The sequence below is a fragment of the Pseudoalteromonas lipolytica genome (genome assembly GCF_900116435.1).
Classification (GTDB): domain Bacteria; phylum Pseudomonadota; class Gammaproteobacteria; order Enterobacterales; family Alteromonadaceae; genus Pseudoalteromonas; species Pseudoalteromonas lipolytica.
Genome location: NZ_FPAZ01000001.1, coordinates 36,224 through 61,357 on the forward strand (window position 1 = coordinate 36,224; position 25,134 = coordinate 61,357).

Below are 25,134 nucleotides of genomic sequence, written 5' to 3' on the forward strand. Positions count from 1 at the left end.
TAGCCCTGCATATGTGGGGCTTTTTATTACCTTGTTACGGCCAATTTTAAACACTTTTTTGCTTTTCTCTTAAATTGCATCTTCAGGTATCCCCTGTTTAATTTAAGGTAAAGGATTCATAAGTGCTGAGTAATACATATTACAATATATAGTATGATGTGTTCTTAGTGATTGATTAAATAAGTACCCGCAGGTACTTATTTATTTTAGCTATCTTTGAGTGTGTTAGCTGTCGAAACCGTAGATCATTTTATCGCACACAACCGGTGTTGGTCTGTGGTTATCATCAACCGCTACAAACGTAAAACTACCCGAGATAGCAAGATGCTTATCGTCTTTATGCATCCTCTCTAAAAATATCTCTACGTCTACTTTTAGGCTGGTATTACCAACATAGACTACTTTAGAGATAAGTTCTGCAAACGTACCGGCAGGAATCGCTTCTTTAAAGTCAACACGGTCAGACGAAATCGTTACTAAAGGTTTACGACAAAAACGAGTTGCAGCAATAAAAGCAACTTCATCCATCCACGCTAACGCATCACCACCAAATAAGGTGTTGTGATGGTTAGTACGGCCAGGAAATACTGTTTTTGTTACCGACGTTGTTGAGTCAGCAATACGCTGGGCAATAATAGCGTCACGATCGATTTGTTGTGTCATAGTCTCTACTTTTCATTAGCTAATGTGTCTTGCATCATTAGCGCAGGGTCAAGGCGTTCATTTTTCCAATTAAAACGCCAGTCTAAATGGGGTCCTGTTACTCGGCCCGTTGCACCTATCTCAGCGATTTTATCGCCTCGGGTAATGGTATCCCCTACTTTTACATCTAATTTGCTTAAATGAATATAAGTCGAAGTCACACCATGGCCATGATCAAGAATCAACGTGCCACCAGAGTAATATAAATCAGGCTCAGCAAAAACAACGGTACCACTGACAGGCGCATACACAGGGCTGCCAGTTTTATTTGCGATGTCTAAACCAAAATGTGGTCTACGTGGCTCACCGTTAAAGTAACGCTGGCTGCCATACACACCCGAAATACGGCCTTGTGCTGGCTTATAAACCGGATCTAAAAAATAACGGAGGTCAGAATTAACTTCTCGCGCTTTTCGTACAGCAACCGCTTCACGAGAAATTCGCTCAGATACCTCTTTGGGCGGCGAAACATACTTTTTTGCCACGCCTGTAATTTTGTCAATCTTGTATTCGCGCTTTGTAATAACAATGGCTTGCTCATGCGCGACACCGTCATTATCAACCCACGTTAATGTGTGCTCTGTGTCTGCGTCACGGCCAAAACCAAATACAAATTCACCTTTAGGCGACAATTTTAAGTTTTCACCGTTAAAACTCACACTTTTAACGTTTTCAAGTTGGCCTGTGACTAAACCACCTTGAGTTAAATGTCCTTTTAGTTCAACCGCATTTACATGTATAGACAACAAACTTGCCAACGCGGTTAGCAGTAATCCCTTACGCATAGCTAATTGATCCTTTGCCGACCCCTTCGTACGCGGTGATTTTCACCTCAGACTCTGGGTATTCGTTTTTAACTTGCGTGCTAAGATAGTCAGCTATGCATTCAACCGTGGTATCGCACGGTAAAATGTCGCAACGCGATTCAGCAATGGCCATTTCAAAGTAGCCTTGCTGCGATGTATACGCAAAGCACACATCGTTATCTTCTGCTGTAACATGTTTTAACTCTGCTTTGCTGACTTCGTCTTCAGCTGTCGCTAAATAAATATCTTCCCATTTATCGGCCCACTCTTTTTGCAAACGCGGCATAGCCATGCCATCAAGGCTAATACCAATTTGCGAACGGTGACCATGAATAATGCGCTGACAATTGCCATCATGCTTTTTAAGACCATGGCTGTAGTGGTAGTAAAAACTTTGGCTGCGCTCAGGGTATAAATTAATTTCAATTTTTTCGATGTTGCTAGGCAATTGCGGCATTATCGTTTTAATTAAAAACGCGGTCACTGAGTGCTCATCAATCACGTCGGCATCAATTAAACAAAAGGCTTGGTTTGGTGCGCTCATCGCTAAGTGGTGGTTGTCACCAAAATGACACTCTAATACGCTGTGCTCATCGTGTTGAGTAAGTGAACCGTTTAGTTTCGCAGGCACGGCAAGTTTGTGATCTATACATTCATCAATAATGCCTTTGATTTGTTTTTTAACTAAACCAAAATCAAGCACCATAGACTCATCATTAAGTTGGCCATGCAGGGTTAAATCAACAATCCAGCTCTCGCCAACTGCGCCGCGTTTATTACACAAGTAAGAAAAATCAATCACTGTCAGTGAGTTTACAAAAAGGATCATAAATTTCCTTTAGACTGGTTAAAGAATCACAGCAATTATAATGATTTTTAATACACAATGCGCGGTTTTATCTCCCTTTAACAGCAACAGTTTAATTAAATGGTAATAAAACAAACGAAAAATAGCAAAAAATTAACTGCTCCGAGTTGTTTAGCGTACAAGTGTACGCTAAAGTACGGGGCAATTTCTAAGCGATGAAAAAGAGTTATGGAACCTAAAAACAGCTATACAAAAGAAGAATTGGTCCTTTGTGGTCAAGGTGAAATGTTTGGCGAAGGCAATTGTCGTCTTCCAAGCGATAACATGTTAATGATGGATCGCATCGTTTCTATCACTGCCGATGGTGGTGAACACGGTAAAGGTCAAATCGTTGCTGAACTTGATATCAACCCTGATCTTTGGTTTTTCGACTGCCATTTTAAAGGTGATCCAGTAATGCCGGGTTGTCTTGGTTTAGATGCAATGTGGCAATTAGTTGGCTTTTTCCTTGGCTGGTCAGGTGGCCCAGGTCTTGGTCGTGCACTGGGTGTAGGTGAAGTTAAATTTACTGGTCAAATCTTACCAACGGCTAAAAAAGTAACTTACCGTTTAGATATGAAGCGTGTTATCAAGCGTAAATTGTTCATGGGTATGGCTGACGGTACTGTAGAAGTAGACGGTCGTGTAATCTATGAAGCAAAAGATCTTAAAGTAGGTCTTTTCCAAGATACAACTGCATTCTAATACCCCCAGAATGCAGAAACAAAAAAGCCCCTCTTGGGGCTTTTTTGCGTAAATAAGATGCCTATTTTAAGTTTTGAACATGTTTCGGTTTTCTATTGCTTCTCGCCATCCACCTAACCATTCTGATTTAGGGTCAATTTGTTGATAAGGGCATTGTTCTTTGGAACGGCCTGCCAAGCCTGCTTTATAACCTTGAGAATGAGCTCTTTCTAAACGATCTCTTTTCTGTCTCTTCATAGGTAATATCCTCACCTTTTATATTTATAGATATGTAGCGAAATTGACATCTACATTTAATGAATAGTTAATAAAACTGTTAAATTCAAATGACAAAAGCAATTAAATAAATTGACAATGAGTAACGTGCTGATGATCAACTGAATTAACATTTAAAACCTTTAAGTGGTCATACCTCTATATTTCAAACCACCTATAAATACAGTAAAAACGAGCTATAAATTGCATAGCCATTATTTGTGACACAGGCTATTTCAGTAAAGTTCCCCATTAATTTGTAATTATGACATTTTTATTATGATTACAATTTAGACAACAAATTGCTTGCATGTTAAAAACCGATCGGTCTAATATTGAGCTATGGAAACAAAAATAATACAGCCAAGCCGTCGTGGCAGGCCCCCAAAAATTGAGCGCACAAATGCAGATACCCGCGCATTGCTAATTAATACAGGGTTAGCTGTATTAACTGAAAAAGGCTTTAGCGCCACAGGTATCGATTTAATTTTAAAGTCGGCGCAAGTGCCTAAAGGCTCTTTTTATCATTACTTTAAAAGTAAAAATGATTTTGGTTTAGCCTTAATCGATGCTTACGACAGTTACTTTCAAGCAAAGCTTAAACGCCATCTCACTAATAGCGCCATTAGTCCACTTGAACGCGTTGTTTTATTTGCTAACGATGCCAAACAAGGCATGGCAAAATATGCGTTTAAACGAGGGTGCCTTATTGGCAATCTTAACCAAGAGCTCAGCCACCTTGATGACGCAATGATAGCCCGCATTAAACAAGCGTATACGCATTGGCAACAATTAGTTGAGCAGTGTTTAATTGAAGCTAAAGAACAAAAACAAATCGCAAAATCGACAGACTGCAAAATGCTTGCTGAATTTTTTTGGATTGGCTGGGAAGGTGCCGTTATGCGCTCAAAGCTTGATAAATCAAGCGACCCCCTTACCCTTTATACAGCACAATTTTTACGTTTAATCTTATAAAGCCGTTATAAATCAATTAACGGTTTTAATTTAACCATTAAAAGACGATCGGTCTAAAAGGAGTCAACCATGACAACATCAGCCAAATCGATAGTTATAAATAAAGATGATCAAGGCTATCACGCCAATTACACAGATTTTCCTGTTGAGAGCATCCACCAGCATAATGTTAATATTGATGTTGACTACAGCACCCTCAATTATAAAGATGCTCTGGCGATAACGGGTGCAGGACCAGTGGTAAGACAATTTCCTATGATCCCAGGTATTGACCTTGCAGGCACGGTTAGCGAGTCCGATTCTGACGAATTTAAAACGGGCGACACCGTATTATTAAATGGCTTTGGTGTTGGCGAAAAGTATTTAGGCGGTCTTAGCGAAAAAGCCTCAATGAAGAGCGATTGGCTTATTCCCCTCCCCGCTAATTTAACCCCTAAACAAGCAATGCAAATTGGCACCGCAGGCTACACCGCAATGCTGAGTATTATTGCGCTTGAAAAGCACGGTATTAGCCCACAAACCGGCGAAGTATTAGTGACTGGAGCAAATGGTGGAGTTGGAAGTTTTGCCATCTACTTACTCAATAAGCTCGGTTTTGACGTTGTGGCAACAACGGGTCGTATGAACGAGTCCGAACACTTACAAAAACTCGGAGCAAAACGTGTTTTATCACGCGATGAGTTCTCCACTGCTGGTAAACCACTTGCCAAAGAGCAATTTGCGGCAGCCATTGATTCGGTAGGTAGTCATACACTGGCAAATGTCTGTGCATCAATTAACTATGGGGGTGTTGTTACAGCCTGTGGTTTAGCACAAGGCATGGATTTCCCAGCAACCGTTGCGCCATTCATTCTTCGGGGTATCAGCTTAATAGGCATAGACAGTGTCATGCGCCCTAAAGCTGACCGTATCGAAGCATGGCAACGTCTGAGCGAGTTAGTTGAGCCTGAGTATCTAGATACAATTTCGCGAGAAATTCCATTATCAGACGCCATTAGCCATGCTGATGCATTATTAAAAGGCGAAATACGTGGCCGTGTTGTGGTTAACTGTAAAGAATAACCACTCAAAATACAGTTTCTTGCTTCGTTAGGTATAAAACTAGGGTAAAGGCAATTATACTTACCCTAGTTTTGAGAAATACCGGACAGTCGAATGAGTAATAAAGAAATTTTCAGCAATAACCCACTACAGGGTGTGGGCATTGAGCAGGTTGTCACTGAACTTGTTGACCAGTATGGCTGGGAATTACTCCATGCCTACCTGCGTTTAAACTGCTTTAAAAATAACCCTGATGTAAAATCTGCCGTTAAGTTTTTGCGAAAAACTCAATGGGCGCAAGAAAAGGTCGAGAACTTTTATCTGTACCGCCTAAAAAACTTACCGCGCCCTGATGACGTTAACTACGAGCTACCACCACGCGATCGCGTGATCCCAGCAGATCAAAAACCCGGTGAGCCATGTGAGCTTAGTTTTACTGATGCAAAACGCATTCATGAGAAAAAAGAAGCGAAACAAAAAGCCCGTGCGCGTAAACAGCGTTCAAGCGCAAGTAACCCTTGGGGTAATTAATCTAGCTTCATGTTTTAAGTTTAAATTAGCCGTTTTTAAGAGCGGCTTATTTAGGTTGTTTCTCTGCTTTTTTTACGACTAATCAAAAGTAGTAGTCAAAAGTACAAGTTAAAAAAGTACCGGTTAAAAAGTACTAATCAAAGTTCCAATCAATTTATTAGTCAATTTGTTAGACGTTTTCGTAAAGACCCTCATCGTTATTTCCTCCTTGGTTTATAAATATCTGCTCAGTCTTTAATAGCAACGGCCCGTGTATTAAGTCGCATAAACAGATACACCTATTTTAAAGAAAGTAGTTCACTTTATTAGATAGCCTTTACGTATCATGGTTTAAATTTAAATGAAGGTTGATTATGATTACTACACTAAATTTATGTTTTTTCACCTCTAACTTTTCAAAGGACATGTATGTCTGACTACAATGAATCGCCAGAACAAATCGCAAATGCGACACAAGATTATGTAATGCAACAAACAATGCTGCGTATAAAAGATCCTAAGCCTTCATTAGAGTTTTACCAAAACGTTTTAGGAATGAAACTATTAGGCAAGTACGATTTTCCGGCAATGGAATTTACACTGTACTTTTTAGGCTATGAGCAAGCTATACCAAAAGGGACTGATAAAGAAAAAGCACAGTGGGTATTTCGCCGCCCAGCGCTCATAGAGCTTACACATAATTGGGGCACTGAAAACGACGACAGCTTTGAGGGTTACCATAATGGAAATAACGAACCCAAAGGGTTTGGTCATATAGGTATTAGCGTGCCTGACGTATACGCAGCCTGTGAACGCTTTGCTAAATATGATGTTGAGTTTGTGAAAAAGCCTGATGATGGCTCAATGAAAGGCTTAGCCTTTATTAAAGACCCTGATGGATATTGGATAGAAATACTCTCAGCTGAGGGGATCACTGAGATTATAGAAGCTCAGAAGCCATAAAACTCTAACATTCAAAAACCTGCAATATGCAGGTTTTTGTTTAATGTGGCGTTAAGCATAAAAATAGCTAACAATCCGTAATCTAATAAGACGCAAACCCATAACCAGCATCATCACTGGACACTGTCACTGAAAGCGTTTCATCAGCGCTTTCAAAAACCAAAAAATTAATAGGCTTACAACAAACTTGGCAATCTTCTATGTATTGCTGATCAACATCAGCGGGGTCTAATAATACATCAATGTGTTCACCACAATACGGACACGCAATCGTTTTTTCAGTTAATTGATTCATAACAGAGCATCCTCTATCGGTATTTTGCTTAATTCGTAATTAACCTAAGCATAATGTAACAATGTTTTACACAATAAGATAATTACCATCGTACGAATAGATGAGGTTACAACATAGTATAGCAACTGTGTTTTTTGTTCTGCTTCACACAGTTTATATAGGGTTATCTATTACTGCACTTTAGTTTAAAGCTCTCGTGCAAATTAAAGCTCTCGTTCAAATTAACTTAGCCGATACAGCATAAGCTGTAAAGAATAGAGATAACCATAGTGAGGTATTTAACAAAAGCATTAAACCTCGAGTAAAAGGACACACGATTGCCTAATACATAAAAGGAGGCCATTAGGCGGCGAAGGCACTTCTGACCATCCACTCATTTATGGTAAAAGCCAGTGTTTGATCCCCGACTAATTTAATTTTTTTCTCTAAAATTTCGTCATTCATTTTAGAAAGCCCTAACCATACTGAGGTAAGTGCTCTTAGATCTGCATTAATATAAAGGTCCACATCAAAGCCTGGGTCCTTTGTACAAAGGTCAATACTTGTATCTGGACGCGATATTAACCAAAAAGATCTTTTTTCTTTTGGCAACTCACTAAAGACAAATTGAATTACTTTTTTCTGGGAAGTAAATTTTGAAAAATCAATTTTGCGTCTTACATTCCACATGAGTAATTTAGCATCGAGTTTTTCTAAAGTGACATCAGCATCAATATTACGATGAGCCCATTTACCTAACGCAAATACAATCGGTGAAAGCTCTTGTCCAATTTCAGTAATTTTATAATCGATATGGCCCGTTTTTAAATTTTCACTTCGATTAATAAGGCCCTGCTCTTCCATACCTTTTAGGCGTTTAGAAAGTAATGTTGGCGACATCCCAGGCACCCCCCTTCTAATTTCATTAAAACGACTAGACCCAGACCACATTTCACACATAATAAGTAATGTCCAACGAGGTTCTAACACCTCACAGGCTTTGGCGATAGGGCAAAATTGGTTATAGCTATTTTGAGACATTCCATTTCTTCCAGAGCTAAAAATCAAGTATTTTCCAGTGTATACGCTTGGTGACCTATCTACTAGTACAAAAACTGTACTGGATATGCTCCTGTTTCTACACTAGCTAGAGCAAACGCCTTCACTCAGACTTACATTTCCAAACAACACTTATACAAAGGATAAAACTATGCCACTCGTTAATATCGATATTATTGAAGGTGTTTTTAGTGCTGAACAAAAACAAATCATGATTAAGAAGGTGACTGACACGATGGTGTCCATAGAAGGTGAAAATTTACGTGGTGTTACATGGGTAAAAATTAATGAAGTCAAACAAGGTGACTGGGGGATCGGTGGTCAAACGTTGACCGCAAACGACGTCAAAGCAATGGCTCAAGGATAAGTTAACACTCTATCGTTCTTAAATTTTAAAAATTAGACTGCACAGATACTTTTTATAAAGTATTTGCGCAGTTCACTTAACTAACTATTACATGATTTATATATACCTACAGACCCAACTTTATTGGTAAAACATGTCATCATTTACAATCGAACGTACCTTGGCACCTTGCTTGTTAGCAATTTAATAAGTTCTGGTTGCATCCGTTGATAATTATCAGGAATTTCTAGGCAGGCAAGTTTCTTTCCTTTAAGTAGCTCTTTATATTTGTTCGATACTTTATTTTTGTGAGTTTTTTCCATCATAAAAATAACGTCTGCCCATTCGATAAGATCACCAGATAAAGGTGTTTCAGAATCGAGGTTTGTTCCGCACCCTATCGCATTAATACCTTCGTATTCAGAAAACACTTCTTCTGCGGTAGGACTGCGCAAACGATTTTCTGAGCAAACAAATAATAGATTCATTTTCACCTTTAAGCCCCTTATAAGGGGCTGTTTATTCGTCGACATAAATTTAATGTAATCAAGCGTGATTGAATTCAAATTGCCTGATTGTATCCATGCTAATAATTTTTAGTAATTTCTGTTTGGTTGTTTATCCAGAACAACTAATAAAAATGTTGCTAATGGGCCTAAGGGCAAGGATATAAAAAACCATAATAGCCCACTTCTGTTTTTACTTTGAGCTAAGCCTGCATTTAATAATGCTAAGGTCCCTAAACCAATCACATATTGACCGCCACCTGACAAAATTTCACTTCCATTCATCGTACTTTCCTTCATTTAATTAATTACGCCGAAAAATCGGCCCGCAAACGCTTTTAAAACTGAAACATAAATTTGTAGCTTAACTATCGATAAATAACTAGGGCCAAGGAATTTTTTGGTGTTATACCATTACGCTTAATTAAGTGGTCTATTTTGAGGCAATAAAACCGCGTTGATAACAAGGCAAAAATTTAGTTATTTAGTTGTTCTAAATCAGAAATTTTTAACGCAGGTAGCGACTGGTTTAATCACTCAAAATGATTAAGTATTTTTGCGGAATGGTATTAGTTGCTTAGTAATAAAATTTCGCATACGTACCCTGCGGCTTCACTTTCCAAAGCATCACTGTTGTAAATTGTATAAAGACATGGGAAAGCGTTTCATCAGTACGACTCCCTATTATTGAGCTCTATACTAAATAGATTGTTATTATCTCTATGCTTTTCAACATAACCACCTTATTAAGTATCAAAAATACCTATTAAGTAATCTTAGTTGCTATAAACTACTCACTTTTAGGCTTGCGCAGTTTAGATAAAATAAGACTATCAATATCATTACTAACGCTTCCTATGCTGCTATTGGTAAGTATAACGTAGCCTCTATTTTGGTCTGTAATCGACCGTGTTAACGCTATCCACCCTTGGTTAAATCCAGCGAACCCTAAACTTTTATTTTCTGAATCGACAACATAACTCATACTCCAGCGACCCCCTGTATTTGCTACAGGTGTAATCATTTCTTTAATTAGAGCTTGTGATATAAAACGAGAGCCATTGTATTTATTTTCCTTATTTTTAAGCACGGCTAAATTAAATCGTGCTAAATCAATAGCAGTTGTTTGTAAGCCCGCAGCGGCTTGCTCAGCAAAGTAGATCATGGATGTTTTCTTTGCATTTTCATCATACGGTGTTGCTGATTTACTCATAACAGCAGGTGTTACATTAAATGTTGAGTTATTCATTCCAAGCGGCTTAAGTACATTTTTCTGCATATAGTCTTCAAAACTTAAACCCGATACATCTTCTATGAGTAACTGAACAATAGAGTACCCACCACCTGAGTATGACCATTTTGTATTTGGTGTATGTATTAATTTTACATCGCCTGCACCATTATTCTTGCCATTTAATGAATCTACAATCGAAGGAACATCTGTAGGTGAGCCCCAGCCAGAATAAGGACCGAGAGACAAGCCCGATGTATGCGACAGAACATTTCTTAACGTTACATTTTCAGTTCCAAACTCAGACTTAGGTATCTTCCAGCGTTTTAAATAATTATTTATTGGTTTATCAAGTTCAACTTTACCTTGATCCACCAACTGCATAACCCCCCACGAAGTCACTACTTTTGATATTGAGCCTACATTAAACATGGTATTTTCTGTAATGGCTTTTTGACTTTCAATATCTGCAAAGCCATAAGAAAGAAATCCGGTAACCTCTTCGCCTTGAACAAAGGCAACGGCAACACCAGGGGCTTTATGCTTATCTAAAATCTTTGGTACAGCCTGATCAAGCTCGGCTTTTAGTTCTGAGAAATAAGTCGCGTCAGCTGCTTGAGCATTACTAATAACGAAAAAAACAATAAAAAATAATAATTTATTCATAACATCCCTTTTGAAACACTAAATAACGCAAATACACGCTTCTAAAGTAAGAATCTCTTATAATAAAAACAACCTAATATTAATTATTTAAGTAAGTTCCTATAAATATTTACAGCAATATCTAATAACCCTGGTTTTTTGTTAATCTCACGCCATCAACAACCATTACCCATTCGTCACCAACCAAATGTGGTGCTTCTGTCACATCGAAATTAGAGGTTAAAAAAGCCACACCTACTACAAAGTCGTCTCCTATAAACTCTTTTAACGGCGCGTTTATAGATGTTGACCCACCATCTTGGACCCTCTCATATACCACCGTACCGTCTTGATGGATAAGCAAGTACATTTCTTTGCTTTCCCACTCACCTACGTAAGATAACTTATCCGCTGGCAAAGGCTTGCTACAAGAAGTCAAAGTAAGCACAGCTAAAACCAGTAAAATAAACTTTTTCATTTCTACCATTAAGATCCCACCGAAAACCTGTCTTAAAAGAGCTTAATTTTGCTTTTATCGTTGTATTAATTAAGATCTATTTCAGGGTGATCTTTTATACCGTACATTTCTTCCATTAACTTTTTATAAAAATCGAGTGGTGGCATTTTCATTTTTGCTCGACGTTTATCAACATTGGCCTTGTCTTCAATAGGACTAAATACAATTTGACCCTCTATTAAGTCAGCCTGAGTGCCATAGAGTTGCTTGTTGCCCTGAGCAATAAGGACCCTATCAGTTAGTAGAGCAAGTTGCTGTCCCGTTATACCTTCATTATTTAAATATGACGTCTCTAAATACGGGAGCATTTTTGCTTTAAATTCGATATCTGATGAATGCTGAATTATTAAAAAAGCAGCACTCACTCCTTCAATACCGACCAATTCTTTTGTTAGCCATGAATGTTCTTTGATAATAGCTTTTAGCTTAGTTGTATTAGCTTCATCTATTATCTTTAGCTGGTTTATGAGTTCTTTGGGGGGATTTTGCCAGCCAACTTTTCCTATTTTATTGCGGATACTTTGATCTTGAATTTCCATTTGCATTAATTCCTTTTTTAGTTCTGGATTGCTTTCAGCTAAAGTAAAAAATGGAATAAATAAGATAAGTATTAAATAACGCATAATTTTCTCTTCCTTGTAAAATGAGTTTTATCTCTGTGGCATGAACGACAACCGATTTAACTATAAACAGCGTTTTAATAAGGGTTCAGAGCGTAAACGCTATTTCTAGGTAAAGTTCTTCCATGTTTCTCCAATTCTCCAATCTGTATAACTGCCAGTTAAAATTCACACTAGCAAGGCGTGTTATGTTATTTTTAGATGCAAATTTTTTGATTGATTTAAAATTACGACCGCAAACACGATTTCTAATGCAGCCCCAATAAACGCACCAATTACAAAATCACTCGCCAAATATATGCACAGCGCGCCAGATATCATAAGCAGAGCCCCTAAAATCCAATACACTTTTGTGCCATATAAAGTATTAAAAATTAAATAACGTACACCAATTATCATGAGCATGCTTGATTGATATGAGTATTTAAGTGCAACTATCCCCGCTAAACACCAGATAACCCCAGATGCTAAAACGCCGGTTCCGCCACCACAGTAAGAAGTATTCATATCTTTTTGTGCATCTTCAAATGTCATAATTACTCCTTACATGCCCTTTAATACCCAACCACTTTACTGCTTCATAACGCATTTGATGGCTTATTTTTTATACACCCATCTTTCTACACATAAACATCTTTGTAAACACATAATTAAAAAGCATATTTAGACTTCGTAAATCCATTTCAAAACAGTGTACTTAATATTATTGGGCACAAGCACTCGCAACTGTATATAAACACAGTATTATGTAAATTACCGTGCCTGCACCTAAAACCCATCAATTAAAACTAAGTCTTAAGCCAATTTTGCTCCCTTTAAATCAGTGCATTGCACGTAAGAAAATTGTACCAATTCGCTAAATTAAGAACTCTTGAGGCAATAAAACAGCGTTGATACCAAAATGATGATCTATTACTGCGGATTGATATTGGTATTAGTAATGGCTAAGTGAGCGGTAAAACAACTTACGCGACGTCTTTATAAAGTGGCAGGTAAAAAAGTGAGTTCTGTATTTTGGCTTTGTTTGACTATGTTAAGCCCAGCGCATTACAGAGCGACTCTTTTTGGATCCCGAGGGTAGAATTCATCCGGTTGTTTGGCACATAAGTCAAATTCACGGGTGTTTTTATACGGGAGTTTCATAAAACCAGCAACGCCTACATCGGTAATGCTAACAGCATATTGCATCAACTTACTTAGTAAGCGCTTAAATTCAGGTTCTTTACTGGCGTCAAGTAAGCGGTAGTAATGGTGAATTTTCATTCTATCTGGCAAAGCTTCAAAAATGATACAGCCTGTGTGATGTATTTGGTTTAGCTCAAATACGCATTTAATCACTTTTTTAGGCAGTTGTAGTTGCTCATCGGGGTCTTTGCCGTCTTCAAAGTACGAGTGTGGTCGCGTTACATCAGAGGCCTGTACATCCATCACTTCGTAATCAAGCTCTGGTAAATGTTCAAACTTAAAGGCCCCTGTGCCGTCACGTTCTAATTGAATAGTTTTACGCGCATCGAATAAGCAACACTTAAACAGACCTTTTTGTTCAATACCTTGAGCAAGCATCACGGTATTATTTATAGCGTCTGTAAAGGCAGTGCCTAAGCTTTCGTCATGCAAAATTAAGGATGACTCAACAAACACAGAGTTTTCTTTCCAGTGAAAACTTAAGCCCCCTACTACCGGGTATTTAGCTAATCGACTGATTGCCGCCAAAAATGCTTTTTCGGTATCGCCGGTATCAAATAAGAACTCTTTATAGTATCTATCAAGCTGTGCATCATTTACATCGAGCAGTTGTTGATTATGATCAGCTTGGCGCAAAAACTGTTTACGCGAGCTGTATACTACGGTATCAGGGTGCTCGTCTATGTCGCTAAACCAGTAGGGAATATAGGGGCGTATCACCTCACGGGGCAGCTCTGGTAAATATGCTTTAGCCATGGTTGGCATATTACGCATAAAGTAATCGCCCGCACCATCTCGCGTTGCTTTATCTTTTGAAAGCATGCCATCAATTACCCGTGCAAGCTCAATGGGTAAGTTAAGACTGGTGGCAGGAATAACTTTTGCGCCAAAGCGGCATGATTGCGCAGATGCTAATGCATACAAGGTTGATGCAACGCCTTGCTCGTCAAACCGTGGCGATGATTGACCGCCCGACATCTGCTCATCACCAATAAAGTACACATCGCCCATGCGTGCGTTGGTGGTGCTTATATCTGCCGACATTAAATCCATAAAATTACTGGCAACCGGATTCCCTTCACTGTCGATTTGGGCATACACAGAGCTGCCCCAATCAACCAAAGATAATTTATTGCTTTGTTCGTCATACACGATATTAGAAGGCTTAATATCACCATGCACAATGGGTTGTGGGCTAATGCCATTTTTGTGCTCACGCAAATCAACCAGTACATTCCTGAGCTTAAGCGCTAGCGACATAATTTTTGCTGCACTAAAACGCCCTTGCTTGATGGATATTTTTTCTAAATCTTCGCCAAGGGCACGCTCCATCATTAGGATGCCTTGCTTTTTTATTCTTTCAAAGGCGTAAAACTTCGGCACCAAGGGGTTATTTACTTGAGAAAGCATGTAAGCTTCGTCTTCTAGGCGGTCGCGAACGCTTTGTGCCAGTGTTATCCGCGAAAACTTAAATACCCATGGCACGCCTTCATCATCAATCCCCGCAAAAACAAAGCCAAATGCCCCTGAACCAATTAGCTCAACCTGGGTGTAACCGAGCAAGGTTAATTGCTTAATACATATGTTGAGCCATCGACGGTGCTTTTTTGCATCATGATGAGACAGTAAGTATACAGACTGTTCTTCGTTGATGTAAAAATTGCGGATTTGTTTGGGATTCACTGCATCTCTCAAAATAAAAACGGCATTGTTAGCCGTTTAATTATTGAATGTTGGTAAGTTAATTACAAGAATTTTGCTTTTCAATGGTCCAACCATGTTGTTTAAAAAACAGTTCTGAAACTGTTAAAATGATGCCTGTCAGAATAATTAACTCCATCACACTTATTACGTCGCTCATAAACATCCAGCCTAGAGCAAAAAACCCCATAAGTTGAATCGCTTTAAAATACCATGCAACTTTTCGTATTGTACCGTACTTAAGCTGATAGCTTTGCTCTAAAACGCCATCACACATTAATGAAATAACTGCGGTGGATTTTCTAAAGGGCTTTACGATTACATCTAGCTTGCAGGCTTTACCATCAATATCAAATTCATGGCAAGAGGAAGTTTTAAAACTACGGGCTTCTTTTATTAATTCACCATCGACTTTTAAGGTCTCTTTACCGGTATAGGCTGACCCCCAATATTCGATAACATGCTTACCTAACGTAAATTGTGCTGTTATTCCCTTCATTAGTGAAGCTTTAACGTTCTCTGTTGTCATTGTAATTTCCTTATTAATCAGAAACTCACCCTAATCTAAAAACAAAAAAACGGCAAGCTAAGCTTACCGTTTTGGTATTCAATGGGTAATTGAAATTAAAGTCGAATACCGCCGTCTATTTCAACAACACGGCCTGTAAAGAAATCGTTTTCAACAATGTACTGTGCCGTTTGTGCAATTTCTTCTGCTTCACCAAAGCGACCCACTGGAGTTACAGCCATCATGCGCTGTTTTGCCTCTGGCTTCATTGCATCGGTCATTGCAGTGCGAATAACACCCGGTGCAATTGCACCCACACGAATTCCAAAGCGGCCTAGCTCTTTTGCCCAGCCCGTTGTCATGGCAACAACACCCGCTTTAGAAGCAGCATAGTTTGTTTGGCCAATATTACCTGCTCGTGCAACGCTCGACATATTAACGATAACGCCACCTTTACCAGACTCAATCATGTGGCTTGCTGCTTCACGTCCGGCTAAAAACACGCCCGTCAGGTTTACATCAATAACAGACTGAAATTGGGCAAGCGACATCTTATCAACCACTTTACCTTCTTTCGCTTTGATAAACATACCATCACGTAAAATACCAGCATTGTTGATAAGCACACCAATATGACCAAAGTCATTATTAATCGTGTTGAATGTTGTAACGACTGCCTCTTCATCAGTCACATTTGCAACATAGGCTTGTACTTTTGTGCCGTATTTAGCCAAGGCAGATACCGCGGTATCGAGGATGTCTTGTTGCATATCAATCAGCGCAATATTTGCGCCAAGCGATGCAAACTTTTCGGCCATCGCAAAGCCTAAACCTTGCGCACCACCAGTAATAACGATGTTGTTGTTTTTAATTTCCACAACACACTCCTACTTCGAGAATAATTTAAAAATGGCACTAAAATCATCACTGCCTGCACCTTGGTGTTGCAGCATGGTGTATAAATTTTTAGCCATTGACCCCATTGGGGTTGATGAATTACTTTGCTGGGCTGCTTCCATAGCAAGACCTAAATCTTTTGCCATTAAATCAACCATAAAGCCCGGTTTATAATCATTACTAGCCGGTGCGGTTTCCATCACACCTGGGCAAGGGTTATAAAGCTCTAAGGTCCAGTTACGGCCTGAACTGGCGGTCATAATGTCACTCAATACTTTGGGGTCTAAGCCATTATTAATGCCCATTTGCAGAGCTTCACTTGTCCCTGCCATCAAAATACTAAGCAGCATGTTGTTACATATTTTAGCCACTTGGCCTGCGCCAATATCACCCGCATGGAAAATATTTTTGCCCATATCAACCAATGCAAGCTTGGCTTTTTCAAAGTGACGATGCTCACCACCGACAATAAAGGTCAGCGTACCCGCGGTTGCACCTGCAACACCACCTGATACCGGTGCATCAACAAAATCAATGCCTTTTTGTGCCAGTTCGATGCCTACTTGACGAGCTGATTCAGCATCAATGGTTGAGCAATCAATAACCAGTGTTTTACTATCTAGTAAATTAATTAAGCCCGTTTCACCAAGATAAAGCGACTTAACATGCTTGCTTGCTGGTAGCATACTAATAAAAATATCGACACCAATAGCACATTCAGCTGCATCGCTTGCGGCCATTGCGCCTTTTGCTTCAAGCTCGCTGACGGCCGCTTTATTTAAATCAAATACGCGTACTGTGTGGCCGGCATTAACTAGGTTAGCCGCCATTGGGCCACCCATATTGCCTAAACCAATAAAACCTATTGTTAATTTAGCCATCTGTATTACCCCTTGGTTAACACATTGAGTGGGTGAGTTTGCTCATCCCAGCGTGATGTAAAAAAGCTTTCTAGTAAATCAGGTTCAATGTCTGATAGTGACTTAAATTGCCAATTAGGTGCGCCATCTTTATCAATTAATAAAGCACGCACACCCTCTTGAAATTCACCTACTTCACCGCATCGTACCGACATACCAAGCTCCATTTTAAAACACTCGGCAAGTGTTTTGCCTTTCGATGTAGCAAGTTGACGCTCTACCAATGCACAACTCAGCGGGCAACCATGTGCCAACGATTTTTGAGCACGTGACAGCCATTTATCTTCTGTGTCGATTGCTTGTATATAGTCAATTTTGTCTTCTAGGGTTTCAAACTCAGCAAGCTTTTGAATAGCTGCTAGGTTAGCTTTCACATTCCCCTTTGGTACTCGACCAGAAATGTTATCAATAGAGACTAAAATTTGAGTCAGCTTTTCATGGTTTAATGAGGCTGTTTTACCCCATTTTTCAGCAGTGATAGCAGAAAAAATGGCATCAAATTTATCGGCCGTTGCATAATGATCGGCTAAGTTTACAAATAATGCATCTTCAGCATTAATAGAGGCCGCCGTTAAACCTAAAAATAGGCCCACTTGATCTGGCATTTTATGTAAAAAGTAACTGCCGCCAACATCTGGGTATAAACCAATAGTGAGTTCAGGCATCGCGATTCGAGAAGTGTCAGTTACGACTCGATGACTTGCCCCCGCCATTAAGCCAAGGCCCCCGCCCATCACAATACCGTTACCCCATAACATAATGGGTTTTTCGTAGCAGTGTATTAGGTAATCAAGCTTGTACTCTAACGTGAAGAAATCTTCAATGTAGCTGGCAGGCTCACCTGTGCTCATCGCTTTGTGTAAACTCACCACATCGCCACCGGCACAAAACGCTTTTTCACCTGCACCTTTTAAAATAACCATCGCTACTGAGTCATCGTCAGCCCACTTTCTAAGCTGTGGCTCAAGTAACTGGATCATGTCGTAATTTAATGCATTTAACGACTTTGGCGCGTTAAGTGTTGCAATTGCAATGAGGCCGCTGGCGGCCTCTGCAGTTTCGAACACCACTGGCGCATCTTGATGATTTAGTAGTGTTAAATTACTCATTAGCCGTTTACCCAGTTTGCTTTACGCTTTTCTAAGAATGCGTTCACACCTTCGCGTTGGTCTTTGCTGTCGAAAAGTTGAACAAACAGTTCACGCTCAAGCGGTAATGCATGAGCCATAGGCTGAGTACGGCCTTTTTGAATGAGTTCTTTACACGCAGTAACAGCAACAGGACTCTGTTCAGCTACTTGATTAGCCAGCGCCATTGCTGCATTTAAACTTTCGCCTTGTGCAACAACTTCTTCAACAAGTCCAATTTCAAGTGCTTTGTCGGCTTTTAAACGCTCACCACATAAGATCATGCGTTTTGCCCAACCTTCGCCCACTAACCACGCAAGATTTTGCGTCCCGCCAGCACAAGGCAGTAAGCCTACTTTTGCTTCAGGTAGCGCCATTTGTGCTTGTTGCTCTGCAATACGAATATCGCACGCAAGGGCAACTTCAAGACCGCCGCCCATGGCATAGCCATTTATTGCAGCAATTGAAACACCACGGAAGTTTGTTAATGCTTCAAATGCGTCACCAAATACTTTAGACATGGTTGCCGCAACGCCTTTATCGCCACTTGCAAACACATTTAAATCGGCACCGGCACTAAAAAACTTCTCGCCTTGACCTGTGATAACCAATGCATATACGTTTTTATTGGCATTTAATTCTGTCACCGTGTCTTTTAAGGCGGTAAGTGTATCGTGTGTCCAGGTATTCGCAGGCGGATTATTCATTGTTAACACCGCTACGTTGCCTTCAATAACAAGATCGATAGATGGATTAGACATAGTACGCTCCTTATAGAATGTCGTTAGCTGATTCAGCTAAAATACGGCGCGCAATAATCACACGCATAATTTCGTTTGTACCTTCAAGTATTTGATGTACTCGCACATCTCTAAAATGACGCTCTAGTGGGTATTCTTTGATATAGCCATAGCCTCCGTGAATTTGCAGTGCATCATCACATACTTTAAAGCCAACATCTGTGGCAAAGCGTTTTGCCATTGCACAGTAAGTGGTTTTTTCGCTGTCGCCCGTATCCAGTTTAAACGCCGCTAAACGTACCATTTGACGCGCAGCTACAAGCTCCGTGTTCATGTCAGCAATTTTAAATTGCAACGCTTGGAAAGCGGCTAAAGGCTTGCCAAATTGCTCACGCTCTTTTAAATACTCGCGCGCTGTATTAAGTGCAGCTTGCGCCGTACCTAACGAACACGTTGCAATATTAATACGACCGCCATCAAGGCCTTGCATCGCAAATTTAAAACCTTCGCCTTCTTGACCCAGTAAGTTTGCAGCAGGAATACGCACGTCTTCAAAGCTAATTAAGCGTGTTGGTTGTGCATTCCAGCCCATTTTTTCTTCGGCTTTACCATACTCAACGCCGGCTGCATCTGCAGGAACCACAAATGCCGAAATACCTGCAGCACCTTCACCGCCGGTGCGTGCCATAACCACTAATAAGTCAGTTTCACCCGCTCCAGAGATAAACATCTTAGAGCCTGAAATCACATACTCGTCGCCTTCTTTAACGGCTTTTGTTTTAAGTGATGCAGCATCAGAACCTGAACCCGGCTCGGTTAAGCAATACGAGGCAAGTAATTCACCCATGACAAGTTGTTCGCAGTATTTTTCTTTTACAGCATCGGTACCGAAGCTTGCTACCATCCAGGTTGCCATATTATGAATTGTTAGCATGGCCGTGGTTGCTGTACACCCCATCGCAAGCTGTTCAAAAATAATGCTTGAATCTAGGCGAGATAACCCTAAACCACCCGCTTCTTCTGGCGTGTATAAACCACAAAAACCAAGCTGACCCGCTGCCTTAATGGTGTCTTTTGGAAAAATGTGTTCTTGATCCCATTTAGCGGCGTAAGGTGCCAGTTCAGACTCTGCAAACTGACGGGCTGTTTCAGCAAAGGCTTGCTGATCTTCGGTTAAATTAAAGTCCATAGTAGACCTCTTAAATTGTTGTCTTATTCTTTGTATAAATCGGTGTTTAAAGAGCGAGGACAGCCTCGCTCATTCCTTATAAAGCGCGCTTACCGGCGCTTATTTAAGGTTAATACTCATGTTTGGACCCGAGGCGATATCGTCCTCAAACCAACGAGACGTAATGGTTTTCGTTTCAGTGTAAAAACGAATACCTTGTTTGCCATACGTGTGTTGATCACCATAGAAAGAGCCTTTCCAACCAGTGAATGAGAAAAACGGCAGTGGCACCGGAATTGGCACGTTAATGCCTACTTGGCCTACTTCGATTTCGTGTTGGAATTTACGTGCGGCTGCACCGCTTGAGGTAAATAATGACGTACCATTACCGTATGGTGAGTTATTAATTAGCGCGATTGCTTCTTCAAGCGTATCAACAAACATACACGCCAGTACTGGACCAAAGATTTCTTCTTTGTATAAGTCCATCTCGGTTGTCACATCAGTGAATAACGTTGGACCAACCCAGTTACCTTGCTCATACCCTTCAACAGTAAAGTCAGAGCCATCAATTAAACAGGTTGCACCTTGTGCTTTACCGCCTGCAATAAGCGATAAAATACGGTCTTTTGCCGCTTTTGATGTTTGCGGACCATATGCTGCATTCGCATCATCCCACACACCTGGGCGCACGTTTTCAAAACCCGCTTTAATTTCATCAACCCAGTCTTTCGCTTGACCAACAAAAACAGCAACCGAAATACCCATACAACGCTGACCCGCAGCACCAACCGAAGCACCTACTAGGTTGTTTACAACATGTGATTTACTCGCATCAGGCATGATAACCATGTGGTTTTTGGCGCCAACACAAGCTTGAACACGTTTAAGATTCGCAGTGCCTTTTGAGTAAATATACTCACCGACTCCACACGAACCCACAAATGAAATTGCACGTACAGCAGGGTCTTCTAGTAAGCGGTCTACTTGTGGTTTAGTACCATGAACAACTTGTAAAACACCTTTAGGGGCACCCGCTTCAACAAACAGCTCGGCTAAACGCATTGGTGTAAGTGGGTCTTGCTCTGATGGCTTAAGAATAAACGTGTTACCACACACAATAGCCAGTGGGAACATCCACAGTGGGATCATCGCTGGAAAGTTAAACGGCGTAATACCAGCACACACACCAAGCGGTTGCATATACGAATATGTATCGATTTTACGCGCCACGTTTTCCATGGTTTCGCCCATCATTAACGAAGGCGCATTTGCGGCTTGTTCAACAACTTCGATACCACGCCATACATCACCTTTCGCATCTTCGAATGTTTTGCCCAGTTCATGACAAATAATCGTTGCTAGCTCATCGTGATTTTCTTTTAATAGCGCGGCATATTTCATCATAATGCGCGCACGTTCAGAAATAGGCACTTCTTTCCACGTTTTAAACGTTTCTTTAGCCGAAGCAATTGCGGCATCCATTTCGGCATCTGTTGCACAAGGCACTTGTGCTAAAACTTCTTGGTTTGCAGGATTAATAACATCAATAAGCTGCGTTGAACTTGATTGGGTAAATTCGCCGTTGATAAATAAAGGTACTTGGTGCATGAGGCACTCCTCCCCAGTGGGTATTAAGAGGCCGCAACATGATAGTTTTTAAAATACGTTGCGGCTGTGAGAGACTAAAAAATGCTTAAATAGCTTCGACTGCCATCGCAACCGCTTCACCACCACCAATACACAGTGAGGCAACGCCTTTGCTAAGACCACGATTCTTTAATGCATGAATTAGGGTGACTAAAATACGTGCGCCGCTGGCACCAATTGGGTGACCCAATGCACATGCACCGCCGTTAACATTCACTTTGCTTTCGTCGAGTTTAAGCTCGTTGATTGCAAGCATAGTTACCATGGCAAATGCTTCATTGATTTCCCAAAGGTCAACGTCTTCTACAGACCAACCTGCTTTATCTAGTAATGACTTCATTGCACCAACAGGTGCTAATGTAAACTCGCTAGGGGCTTGTGAATGTGTGCTGTGAGCAACAATGCGACAAAGCGGTGTTAAACCTTGTGCGTGTGCGTCAGACTCACGCATTAATACAAGAGCAGCAGCACCATCAGAAATTGACGACGAGTTAGCCGCCGTAATAGTGCCATCTTTTTTGAATGCAGGACGTAAGCCTGGGATCTTATCTGGGCGAGCATTACCTGGTTGCTCATCAATAGAAACCGTTACATCGCCTTTACGCGTTGAAATAGTGTGTGCAGCAACTTCGCTCTCAAACGCACCTGATTCAATGGCGGCATTGGCTTTGGTTAACGAGCTTAATGCAAAGTTATCCATTTGTTCACGGCCAATTGAATATTGATCAGCGGTGTCTTGTGCGAAACAGCCCATTGCTTTGTTGTCATAAGCATCTTCGAGGCCATCACACATCATGTGGTCTTTCACTTCACCGTGACCCATACGCATACCACCACGTGCATTAGGTAGCATGTAAGGCGCATTACTCATGCTTTCCATACCACCAGCAACAGCAACATTAATAGAGCCAGACTTAATTAGATCATGCGCGAACATCGCCGCTTTTAAACCTGAGCCACATACTTTATTGATCGTCGTTGCACCGGTGCCTTGATTTAGGCCCGCTTTTAACATTGCTTGACGCGCTGGTGCTTGACCTAAACCTGCCGGTAATACACAGCCCATAATCACTTCGTCGATTTTATCCGCAGATAATCCCGCGTGCTCTAAACTGCTTTTAATGGCAGTCGCCCCTAAATCAGTTGCGTGTGCGCCACTAAGTGCGCCCATAAACCCACCCATAGGTGTGCGTTTTGCGGCAACAATAACAACGGCTTCAGTAGTCATAATTGGCTCCATGTTAGTGGTTATCATCATGTGTTCAAATCATGTGTAACCAAACAGTTAATTTGTTATAGTTTAATTTCGATTTAATTCAGCATACATAATATTTACGTTTACGCCAACGTAAATCTAAAATCAACTTTTTTGCGGCCGGTAAAACTGTAAACTTATCTGTATTTTGCTGTATTAAAAATCAAACATTTCCTCACAAAGCCATATAAATAAGGCGCTGCAATAAATTTTGAGCGCTAACCTTATAAGTCTAAAGTATAACTTCACAATGACACTTTACCTTTACGTAAACTTCACTTATATTGGTGTTATTCGAATGAGGTAAATAAATCATGAAACAAGACAATCAAACAAACTTTGAAAGTGCAGCAGTCGAGCCTGCCAGCAATGAGCAAACGTTTAGTATCAGCGAACTAGCAAAAGAATTTGATATTACAACGCGCTCTATTCGCTTCTATGAAGACCAAGGCTTGATCTCACCTGAGAGAAACGGTCAAACCCGTATTTACTCGAAACGTGACAAAGTAAGGCTAAAACTGATCCTACGAGGTAAACGCTTAGGCTTTACACTTGCCGAAACCGGCCGTTTGTTTGAACTTTACGACGCAGATAAATCAAGCGCTAAACAGTTAGTGACTATGCTTGACCTTATTGCAGAAAAGAAAGCGGATTTAAGCCAACAAATGGACGACATTAAAGTTGTTCTTATGGAATTAGTCACCGCTGAACGTCGCTGTCGTGAAACCCTCAATAACCTAGACGAATAACCTGACACCCTTTTTATACGCGTCAACAGACTCTCACAGGAACACATATTATGAGCACTATTTCACTTTATAAAGAAATGAACTTCGGACTTGGCGAAACCGCAGACATGATCCGTGATCACGTTAATAGCTTCGCAAGCCAAGAGATTGCCCCTCTTGCTGAACAAACAGATTTAGACAACACGTTCCCAAATCAACTTTGGCCACAACTTGGCGAAATGGGTTTATTAGGGATGACGGTAGCTGAAGAATTTGGCGGTGCGGGTTTAGGCTATTTAGAACATGTTATTGCCATGGAAGAAATTAGCCGTGCAAGTGCCTCAATTGGCCTAAGTTATGGTGCTCATTCAAACTTATGTGTAAACCAAATAAACCGTAATGGAACACAAGCGCAAAAAGAAAAATACTTACCAAAGCTTATCAGCGGTGAACACATTGGTGCGCTTGCTATGAGTGAACCCAATGCAGGTTCTGACGTAGTATCAATGAAATTAAAGGCCGAGAAAAAAGGCAACGTATTTGTTCTTAACGGTAACAAAATGTGGATCACCAATGGTCCCGATGCTGATACGTTCGTTATTTATGCCAAAACAGATTTAAATGCAGGCCCTAAAGGGATTACAGCTTTCATCGTTGAGCGCAACACACCAGGATTTTCTACCGCACAAAAACTAGACAAACTGGGTATGCGCGGTTCGAATACTTGTGAACTTGTATTTGAAAACTGTGAAGTACCAGAAGAAAACATTTTAGGTAACTTAAACGAAGGCGTAAAAGTCTTAATGAGTGGCCTTGATTACGAGCGTGTTGTATTAGCCGCGGGTCCACTTGGTATCATGCAAGCCTGTATGGACATTGTTGTACCGTACATTCATGAACGTAAACAATTCGATAGCCCAATTGGTCAATTCCAATTAATTCAAGGCAAAATTGCCGACATGTACACGCAAATGAATGCAGCGCGTTCATATGTTTACACGGTAGCTCGCGCATGCGATCGCGGTGAAACAACACGTAAAGATGCGGCTGGTGCCATTTTATATGCAGCAGAGCTAGCGACTAAGATGGCATTAGATGCAATTCAGATCTTAGGCGGTAACGGTTATATCAACGAGTACGCGACAGGCCGTTTATTACGTGACGCTAAACTTTATGAAATTGGTGCGGGTACTTCTGAAATCCGCCGTATGCTGATTGGTCGCGAATTATTCACTGAAAGCCGATAAGGATTA

General features: G+C 40.5%; 29 protein-coding genes. 8 read left to right on the forward strand and 21 right to left on the reverse strand.

Annotation, left to right across the window (positions count from 1 at the left end; all coding sequences use genetic code 11):
• Positions 1-225: 225 nt before the first annotated feature.
• From BM378_RS00175 to BM378_RS00185, 3 genes are read right to left on the reverse strand one after another with little or no spacing between them, the layout of a single operon-like run.
• The gene (locus tag BM378_RS00175) at positions 226-663 is read right to left on the reverse strand and encodes an acyl-CoA thioesterase (RefSeq protein ID WP_036968399.1); all 438 of its coding nucleotides are present in this window, start codon (positions 661-663) and stop codon (positions 226-228) included.
• A 5-nt stretch (positions 664-668) separates the two neighbouring features.
• Positions 669-1,487 (reverse strand): M23 family metallopeptidase, encoded by an 819-nt coding sequence (locus tag BM378_RS00180; protein WP_074988213.1) that lies wholly within the window; start codon positions 1,485-1,487, stop codon positions 669-671.
• The gene (locus BM378_RS00185) at positions 1,480-2,337 is read right to left on the reverse strand and encodes a 6-carboxytetrahydropterin synthase (RefSeq protein WP_074988214.1); all 858 of its coding nucleotides are present in this window, start codon (positions 2,335-2,337) and stop codon (positions 1,480-1,482) included. The genes BM378_RS00180 and BM378_RS00185 overlap by 8 nt, the downstream gene beginning before the upstream one ends.
• A 207-nt stretch (positions 2,338-2,544) precedes the next feature.
• On the opposite strand from BM378_RS00185, the gene fabA reads away from it, so the two are divergent.
• A complete protein-coding gene (gene fabA / locus BM378_RS00190; protein ID WP_036968405.1) occupies positions 2,545-3,060 on the forward strand; it encodes a bifunctional 3-hydroxydecanoyl-ACP dehydratase/trans-2-decenoyl-ACP isomerase in 516 nt (171 codons plus the stop codon).
• A 66-nt stretch (positions 3,061-3,126) separates the two neighbouring features.
• On the opposite strand, the gene rmf is transcribed toward fabA, so the two are convergent.
• The gene (gene rmf / locus BM378_RS00195; protein ID WP_036968408.1) at positions 3,127-3,297 is read right to left on the reverse strand and encodes a ribosome modulation factor; all 171 of its coding nucleotides are present in this window, start codon (positions 3,295-3,297) and stop codon (positions 3,127-3,129) included.
• A gap of 360 nt (positions 3,298-3,657) precedes the next feature.
• Between rmf and acuR the strand changes: the two genes are divergently transcribed.
• From acuR to gloA, 4 genes are all read left to right on the forward strand, one after another.
• Positions 3,658-4,290, forward strand: coding sequence for an acrylate utilization transcriptional regulator AcuR (gene acuR / locus BM378_RS00200; protein ID WP_074988215.1), 633 nt, complete (start codon positions 3,658-3,660; stop codon positions 4,288-4,290).
• A 69-nt stretch (positions 4,291-4,359) separates the two neighbouring features.
• Positions 4,360-5,352, forward strand: a complete 993-nt coding sequence (gene acuI, locus BM378_RS00205; protein ID WP_074988216.1) for an acrylyl-CoA reductase (NADPH) — start codon at positions 4,360-4,362, stop codon at positions 5,350-5,352.
• Between the two features lie 93 nt (positions 5,353-5,445).
• Positions 5,446-5,862 (forward strand): VF530 family protein, encoded by a 417-nt coding sequence (locus BM378_RS00210; protein ID WP_036968414.1) that lies wholly within the window; start codon positions 5,446-5,448, stop codon positions 5,860-5,862.
• Positions 5,863-6,270: 408 nt separating this feature from the next.
• Positions 6,271-6,804 (forward strand): lactoylglutathione lyase, encoded by a 534-nt coding sequence (gloA, locus tag BM378_RS00215; RefSeq protein ID WP_036968417.1) that lies wholly within the window; start codon positions 6,271-6,273, stop codon positions 6,802-6,804.
• An 82-nt stretch (positions 6,805-6,886) separates the two neighbouring features.
• Here the strand turns inward: gloA and BM378_RS00220 are convergent, their stop codons facing one another.
• Both BM378_RS00220 and BM378_RS00225 read right to left on the reverse strand, forming a co-directional pair.
• Positions 6,887-7,099, reverse strand: coding sequence for a CPXCG motif-containing cysteine-rich protein (locus BM378_RS00220; RefSeq protein ID WP_074988217.1), 213 nt, complete (start codon positions 7,097-7,099; stop codon positions 6,887-6,889).
• Between the two features lie 342 nt (positions 7,100-7,441).
• Entirely contained in the window at positions 7,442-8,119 is a 678-nt protein-coding gene (locus BM378_RS00225; protein ID WP_074988218.1) for a winged helix-turn-helix transcriptional regulator, read from the reverse strand.
• A 169-nt stretch (positions 8,120-8,288) separates the two neighbouring features.
• Here BM378_RS00225 and BM378_RS00230 point away from each other — a divergent pair, with 169 nt between their 5' ends.
• Positions 8,289-8,504: a tautomerase family protein gene (locus BM378_RS00230; protein WP_074988219.1), complete on the forward strand. Its 216-nt coding sequence runs from the start codon at positions 8,289-8,291 to the stop codon at positions 8,502-8,504.
• 143 nt (positions 8,505-8,647) lie between these two features.
• Here the strand turns inward: BM378_RS00230 and BM378_RS00235 are convergent, their stop codons facing one another.
• From BM378_RS00235 to BM378_RS00305, 15 genes are all read right to left on the reverse strand, one after another.
• Positions 8,648-8,971, reverse strand: a complete 324-nt coding sequence (locus BM378_RS00235) for a low molecular weight protein tyrosine phosphatase family protein (RefSeq protein WP_074988220.1) — start codon at positions 8,969-8,971, stop codon at positions 8,648-8,650.
• A 108-nt stretch (positions 8,972-9,079) separates the two neighbouring features.
• Positions 9,080-9,274, reverse strand: a complete 195-nt coding sequence (locus tag BM378_RS00240) for an antitermination protein NusB (RefSeq protein ID WP_074988221.1) — start codon at positions 9,272-9,274, stop codon at positions 9,080-9,082.
• Positions 9,275-9,779: 505 nt separating this feature from the next.
• Positions 9,780-10,886 carry a serine hydrolase domain-containing protein gene (locus tag BM378_RS00245; protein ID WP_074988222.1) on the reverse strand — a complete coding sequence of 369 codons (1,107 nt, stop codon included), beginning with the start codon at positions 10,884-10,886 and terminating at the stop codon, positions 9,780-9,782.
• 121 nt (positions 10,887-11,007) lie between these two features.
• Positions 11,008-11,352: a lipoprotein gene (locus BM378_RS00250; protein ID WP_227006818.1), complete on the reverse strand. Its 345-nt coding sequence runs from the start codon at positions 11,350-11,352 to the stop codon at positions 11,008-11,010.
• A gap of 56 nt (positions 11,353-11,408) precedes the next feature.
• Positions 11,409-12,005 (reverse strand): DUF6624 domain-containing protein, encoded by a 597-nt coding sequence (locus BM378_RS00255; protein ID WP_074988223.1) that lies wholly within the window; start codon positions 12,003-12,005, stop codon positions 11,409-11,411.
• Between the two features lie 183 nt (positions 12,006-12,188).
• Positions 12,189-12,536 (reverse strand): DUF7010 family protein, encoded by a 348-nt coding sequence (locus tag BM378_RS00260; protein WP_074988224.1) that lies wholly within the window; start codon positions 12,534-12,536, stop codon positions 12,189-12,191.
• Between the two features lie 513 nt (positions 12,537-13,049).
• Positions 13,050-14,870, reverse strand: a complete 1,821-nt coding sequence (locus BM378_RS00265) for a protein kinase domain-containing protein (protein WP_036968435.1) — start codon at positions 14,868-14,870, stop codon at positions 13,050-13,052.
• Positions 14,871-14,928: 58 nt separating this feature from the next.
• Positions 14,929-15,417: a hypothetical protein gene (locus BM378_RS00270; protein ID WP_074988225.1), complete on the reverse strand. Its 489-nt coding sequence runs from the start codon at positions 15,415-15,417 to the stop codon at positions 14,929-14,931.
• Between the two features lie 95 nt (positions 15,418-15,512).
• Positions 15,513-16,274, reverse strand: coding sequence for an SDR family oxidoreductase (locus tag BM378_RS00275; RefSeq protein WP_036968438.1), 762 nt, complete (start codon positions 16,272-16,274; stop codon positions 15,513-15,515).
• A 9-nt stretch (positions 16,275-16,283) separates the two neighbouring features.
• Positions 16,284-17,174, reverse strand: a complete 891-nt coding sequence (gene mmsB / locus BM378_RS00280) for a 3-hydroxyisobutyrate dehydrogenase (protein ID WP_074988226.1) — start codon at positions 17,172-17,174, stop codon at positions 16,284-16,286.
• A gap of 5 nt (positions 17,175-17,179) precedes the next feature.
• Positions 17,180-18,322 carry an enoyl-CoA hydratase/isomerase family protein gene (locus BM378_RS00285; RefSeq protein WP_074988227.1) on the reverse strand — a complete coding sequence of 381 codons (1,143 nt, stop codon included), beginning with the start codon at positions 18,320-18,322 and terminating at the stop codon, positions 17,180-17,182.
• Complete coding sequence (locus tag BM378_RS00290) at positions 18,322-19,101, reverse strand: enoyl-CoA hydratase (protein ID WP_065979914.1); 780 nt, start codon at positions 19,099-19,101, stop codon at positions 18,322-18,324. The genes BM378_RS00285 and BM378_RS00290 overlap by 1 nt, the downstream gene beginning before the upstream one ends.
• Before the next feature lie 10 nt (positions 19,102-19,111).
• Positions 19,112-20,269, reverse strand: a complete 1,158-nt coding sequence (locus BM378_RS00295) for an acyl-CoA dehydrogenase family protein (protein ID WP_036968447.1) — start codon at positions 20,267-20,269, stop codon at positions 19,112-19,114.
• Positions 20,270-20,368: 99 nt separating this feature from the next.
• Positions 20,369-21,859, reverse strand: coding sequence for a CoA-acylating methylmalonate-semialdehyde dehydrogenase (locus BM378_RS00300; protein ID WP_065979912.1), 1,491 nt, complete (start codon positions 21,857-21,859; stop codon positions 20,369-20,371).
• A gap of 85 nt (positions 21,860-21,944) precedes the next feature.
• On the reverse strand, positions 21,945-23,126 hold the full coding sequence (locus BM378_RS00305; RefSeq protein WP_036968453.1) for a thiolase family protein: 1,182 nt from the start codon (positions 23,124-23,126) through the stop codon (positions 21,945-21,947).
• A gap of 341 nt (positions 23,127-23,467) precedes the next feature.
• Here BM378_RS00305 and BM378_RS00310 point away from each other — a divergent pair, with 341 nt between their 5' ends.
• Together BM378_RS00310 and BM378_RS00315 are read left to right on the forward strand one after the other, a co-directional pair.
• The gene (locus BM378_RS00310) at positions 23,468-23,902 is read left to right on the forward strand and encodes a MerR family transcriptional regulator (RefSeq protein ID WP_036968456.1); all 435 of its coding nucleotides are present in this window, start codon (positions 23,468-23,470) and stop codon (positions 23,900-23,902) included.
• Between the two features lie 50 nt (positions 23,903-23,952).
• The gene (locus tag BM378_RS00315) at positions 23,953-25,128 is read left to right on the forward strand and encodes an isovaleryl-CoA dehydrogenase (RefSeq protein ID WP_036968459.1); all 1,176 of its coding nucleotides are present in this window, start codon (positions 23,953-23,955) and stop codon (positions 25,126-25,128) included.
• Positions 25,129-25,134: the final 6 nt, after the last annotated feature.

Bases quoted from the DNA above. Each gene is read 5' to 3' on its own strand.
- BM378_RS00175 (WP_036968399.1), bottom strand. From the start codon at position 663: ATGACACAACAAATCGATCGTGACGCTATTATTGCCCAGCGTATTGCT.
- BM378_RS00180 (WP_074988213.1), bottom strand. From the start codon at position 1,487: ATGCGTAAGGGATTACTGCTAACCGCGTTGGCAAGTTTGTTGTCTATA.
- BM378_RS00185 (WP_074988214.1), bottom strand. From the start codon at position 2,337: ATGATCCTTTTTGTAAACTCACTGACAGTGATTGATTTTTCTTACTTG.
- fabA (WP_036968405.1), top strand. From the start codon at position 2,545: ATGGAACCTAAAAACAGCTATACAAAAGAAGAATTGGTCCTTTGTGGT.
- rmf (WP_036968408.1), bottom strand. From the start codon at position 3,297: ATGAAGAGACAGAAAAGAGATCGTTTAGAAAGAGCTCATTCTCAAGGT.
- acuR (WP_074988215.1), top strand. From the start codon at position 3,658: ATGGAAACAAAAATAATACAGCCAAGCCGTCGTGGCAGGCCCCCAAAA.
- acuI (WP_074988216.1), top strand. From the start codon at position 4,360: ATGACAACATCAGCCAAATCGATAGTTATAAATAAAGATGATCAAGGC.
- BM378_RS00210 (WP_036968414.1), top strand. From the start codon at position 5,446: ATGAGTAATAAAGAAATTTTCAGCAATAACCCACTACAGGGTGTGGGC.
- gloA (WP_036968417.1), top strand. From the start codon at position 6,271: ATGTCTGACTACAATGAATCGCCAGAACAAATCGCAAATGCGACACAA.
- BM378_RS00220 (WP_074988217.1), bottom strand. From the start codon at position 7,099: ATGAATCAATTAACTGAAAAAACGATTGCGTGTCCGTATTGTGGTGAA.
- BM378_RS00225 (WP_074988218.1), bottom strand. From the start codon at position 8,119: ATGTCTCAAAATAGCTATAACCAATTTTGCCCTATCGCCAAAGCCTGT.
- BM378_RS00230 (WP_074988219.1), top strand. From the start codon at position 8,289: ATGCCACTCGTTAATATCGATATTATTGAAGGTGTTTTTAGTGCTGAA.
- BM378_RS00235 (WP_074988220.1), bottom strand. From the start codon at position 8,971: ATGAATCTATTATTTGTTTGCTCAGAAAATCGTTTGCGCAGTCCTACC.
- BM378_RS00240 (WP_074988221.1), bottom strand. From the start codon at position 9,274: ATGAATGGAAGTGAAATTTTGTCAGGTGGCGGTCAATATGTGATTGGT.
- BM378_RS00245 (WP_074988222.1), bottom strand. From the start codon at position 10,886: ATGAATAAATTATTATTTTTTATTGTTTTTTTCGTTATTAGTAATGCT.
- BM378_RS00250 (WP_227006818.1), bottom strand. From the start codon at position 11,352: ATGGTAGAAATGAAAAAGTTTATTTTACTGGTTTTAGCTGTGCTTACT.
- BM378_RS00255 (WP_074988223.1), bottom strand. From the start codon at position 12,005: ATGCGTTATTTAATACTTATCTTATTTATTCCATTTTTTACTTTAGCT.
- BM378_RS00260 (WP_074988224.1), bottom strand. From the start codon at position 12,536: ATGACATTTGAAGATGCACAAAAAGATATGAATACTTCTTACTGTGGT.
- BM378_RS00270 (WP_074988225.1), bottom strand. From the start codon at position 15,417: ATGACAACAGAGAACGTTAAAGCTTCACTAATGAAGGGAATAACAGCA.
- mmsB (WP_074988226.1), bottom strand. From the start codon at position 17,174: ATGGCTAAATTAACAATAGGTTTTATTGGTTTAGGCAATATGGGTGGC.
- BM378_RS00285 (WP_074988227.1), bottom strand. From the start codon at position 18,322: ATGAGTAATTTAACACTACTAAATCATCAAGATGCGCCAGTGGTGTTC.
- BM378_RS00290 (WP_065979914.1), bottom strand. From the start codon at position 19,101: ATGTCTAATCCATCTATCGATCTTGTTATTGAAGGCAACGTAGCGGTG.
- BM378_RS00295 (WP_036968447.1), bottom strand. From the start codon at position 20,269: ATGGACTTTAATTTAACCGAAGATCAGCAAGCCTTTGCTGAAACAGCC.
- BM378_RS00300 (WP_065979912.1), bottom strand. From the start codon at position 21,859: ATGCACCAAGTACCTTTATTTATCAACGGCGAATTTACCCAATCAAGT.
- BM378_RS00305 (WP_036968453.1), bottom strand. From the start codon at position 23,126: ATGACTACTGAAGCCGTTGTTATTGTTGCCGCAAAACGCACACCTATG.
- BM378_RS00310 (WP_036968456.1), top strand. From the start codon at position 23,468: ATGAAACAAGACAATCAAACAAACTTTGAAAGTGCAGCAGTCGAGCCT.
- BM378_RS00315 (WP_036968459.1), top strand. From the start codon at position 23,953: ATGAGCACTATTTCACTTTATAAAGAAATGAACTTCGGACTTGGCGAA.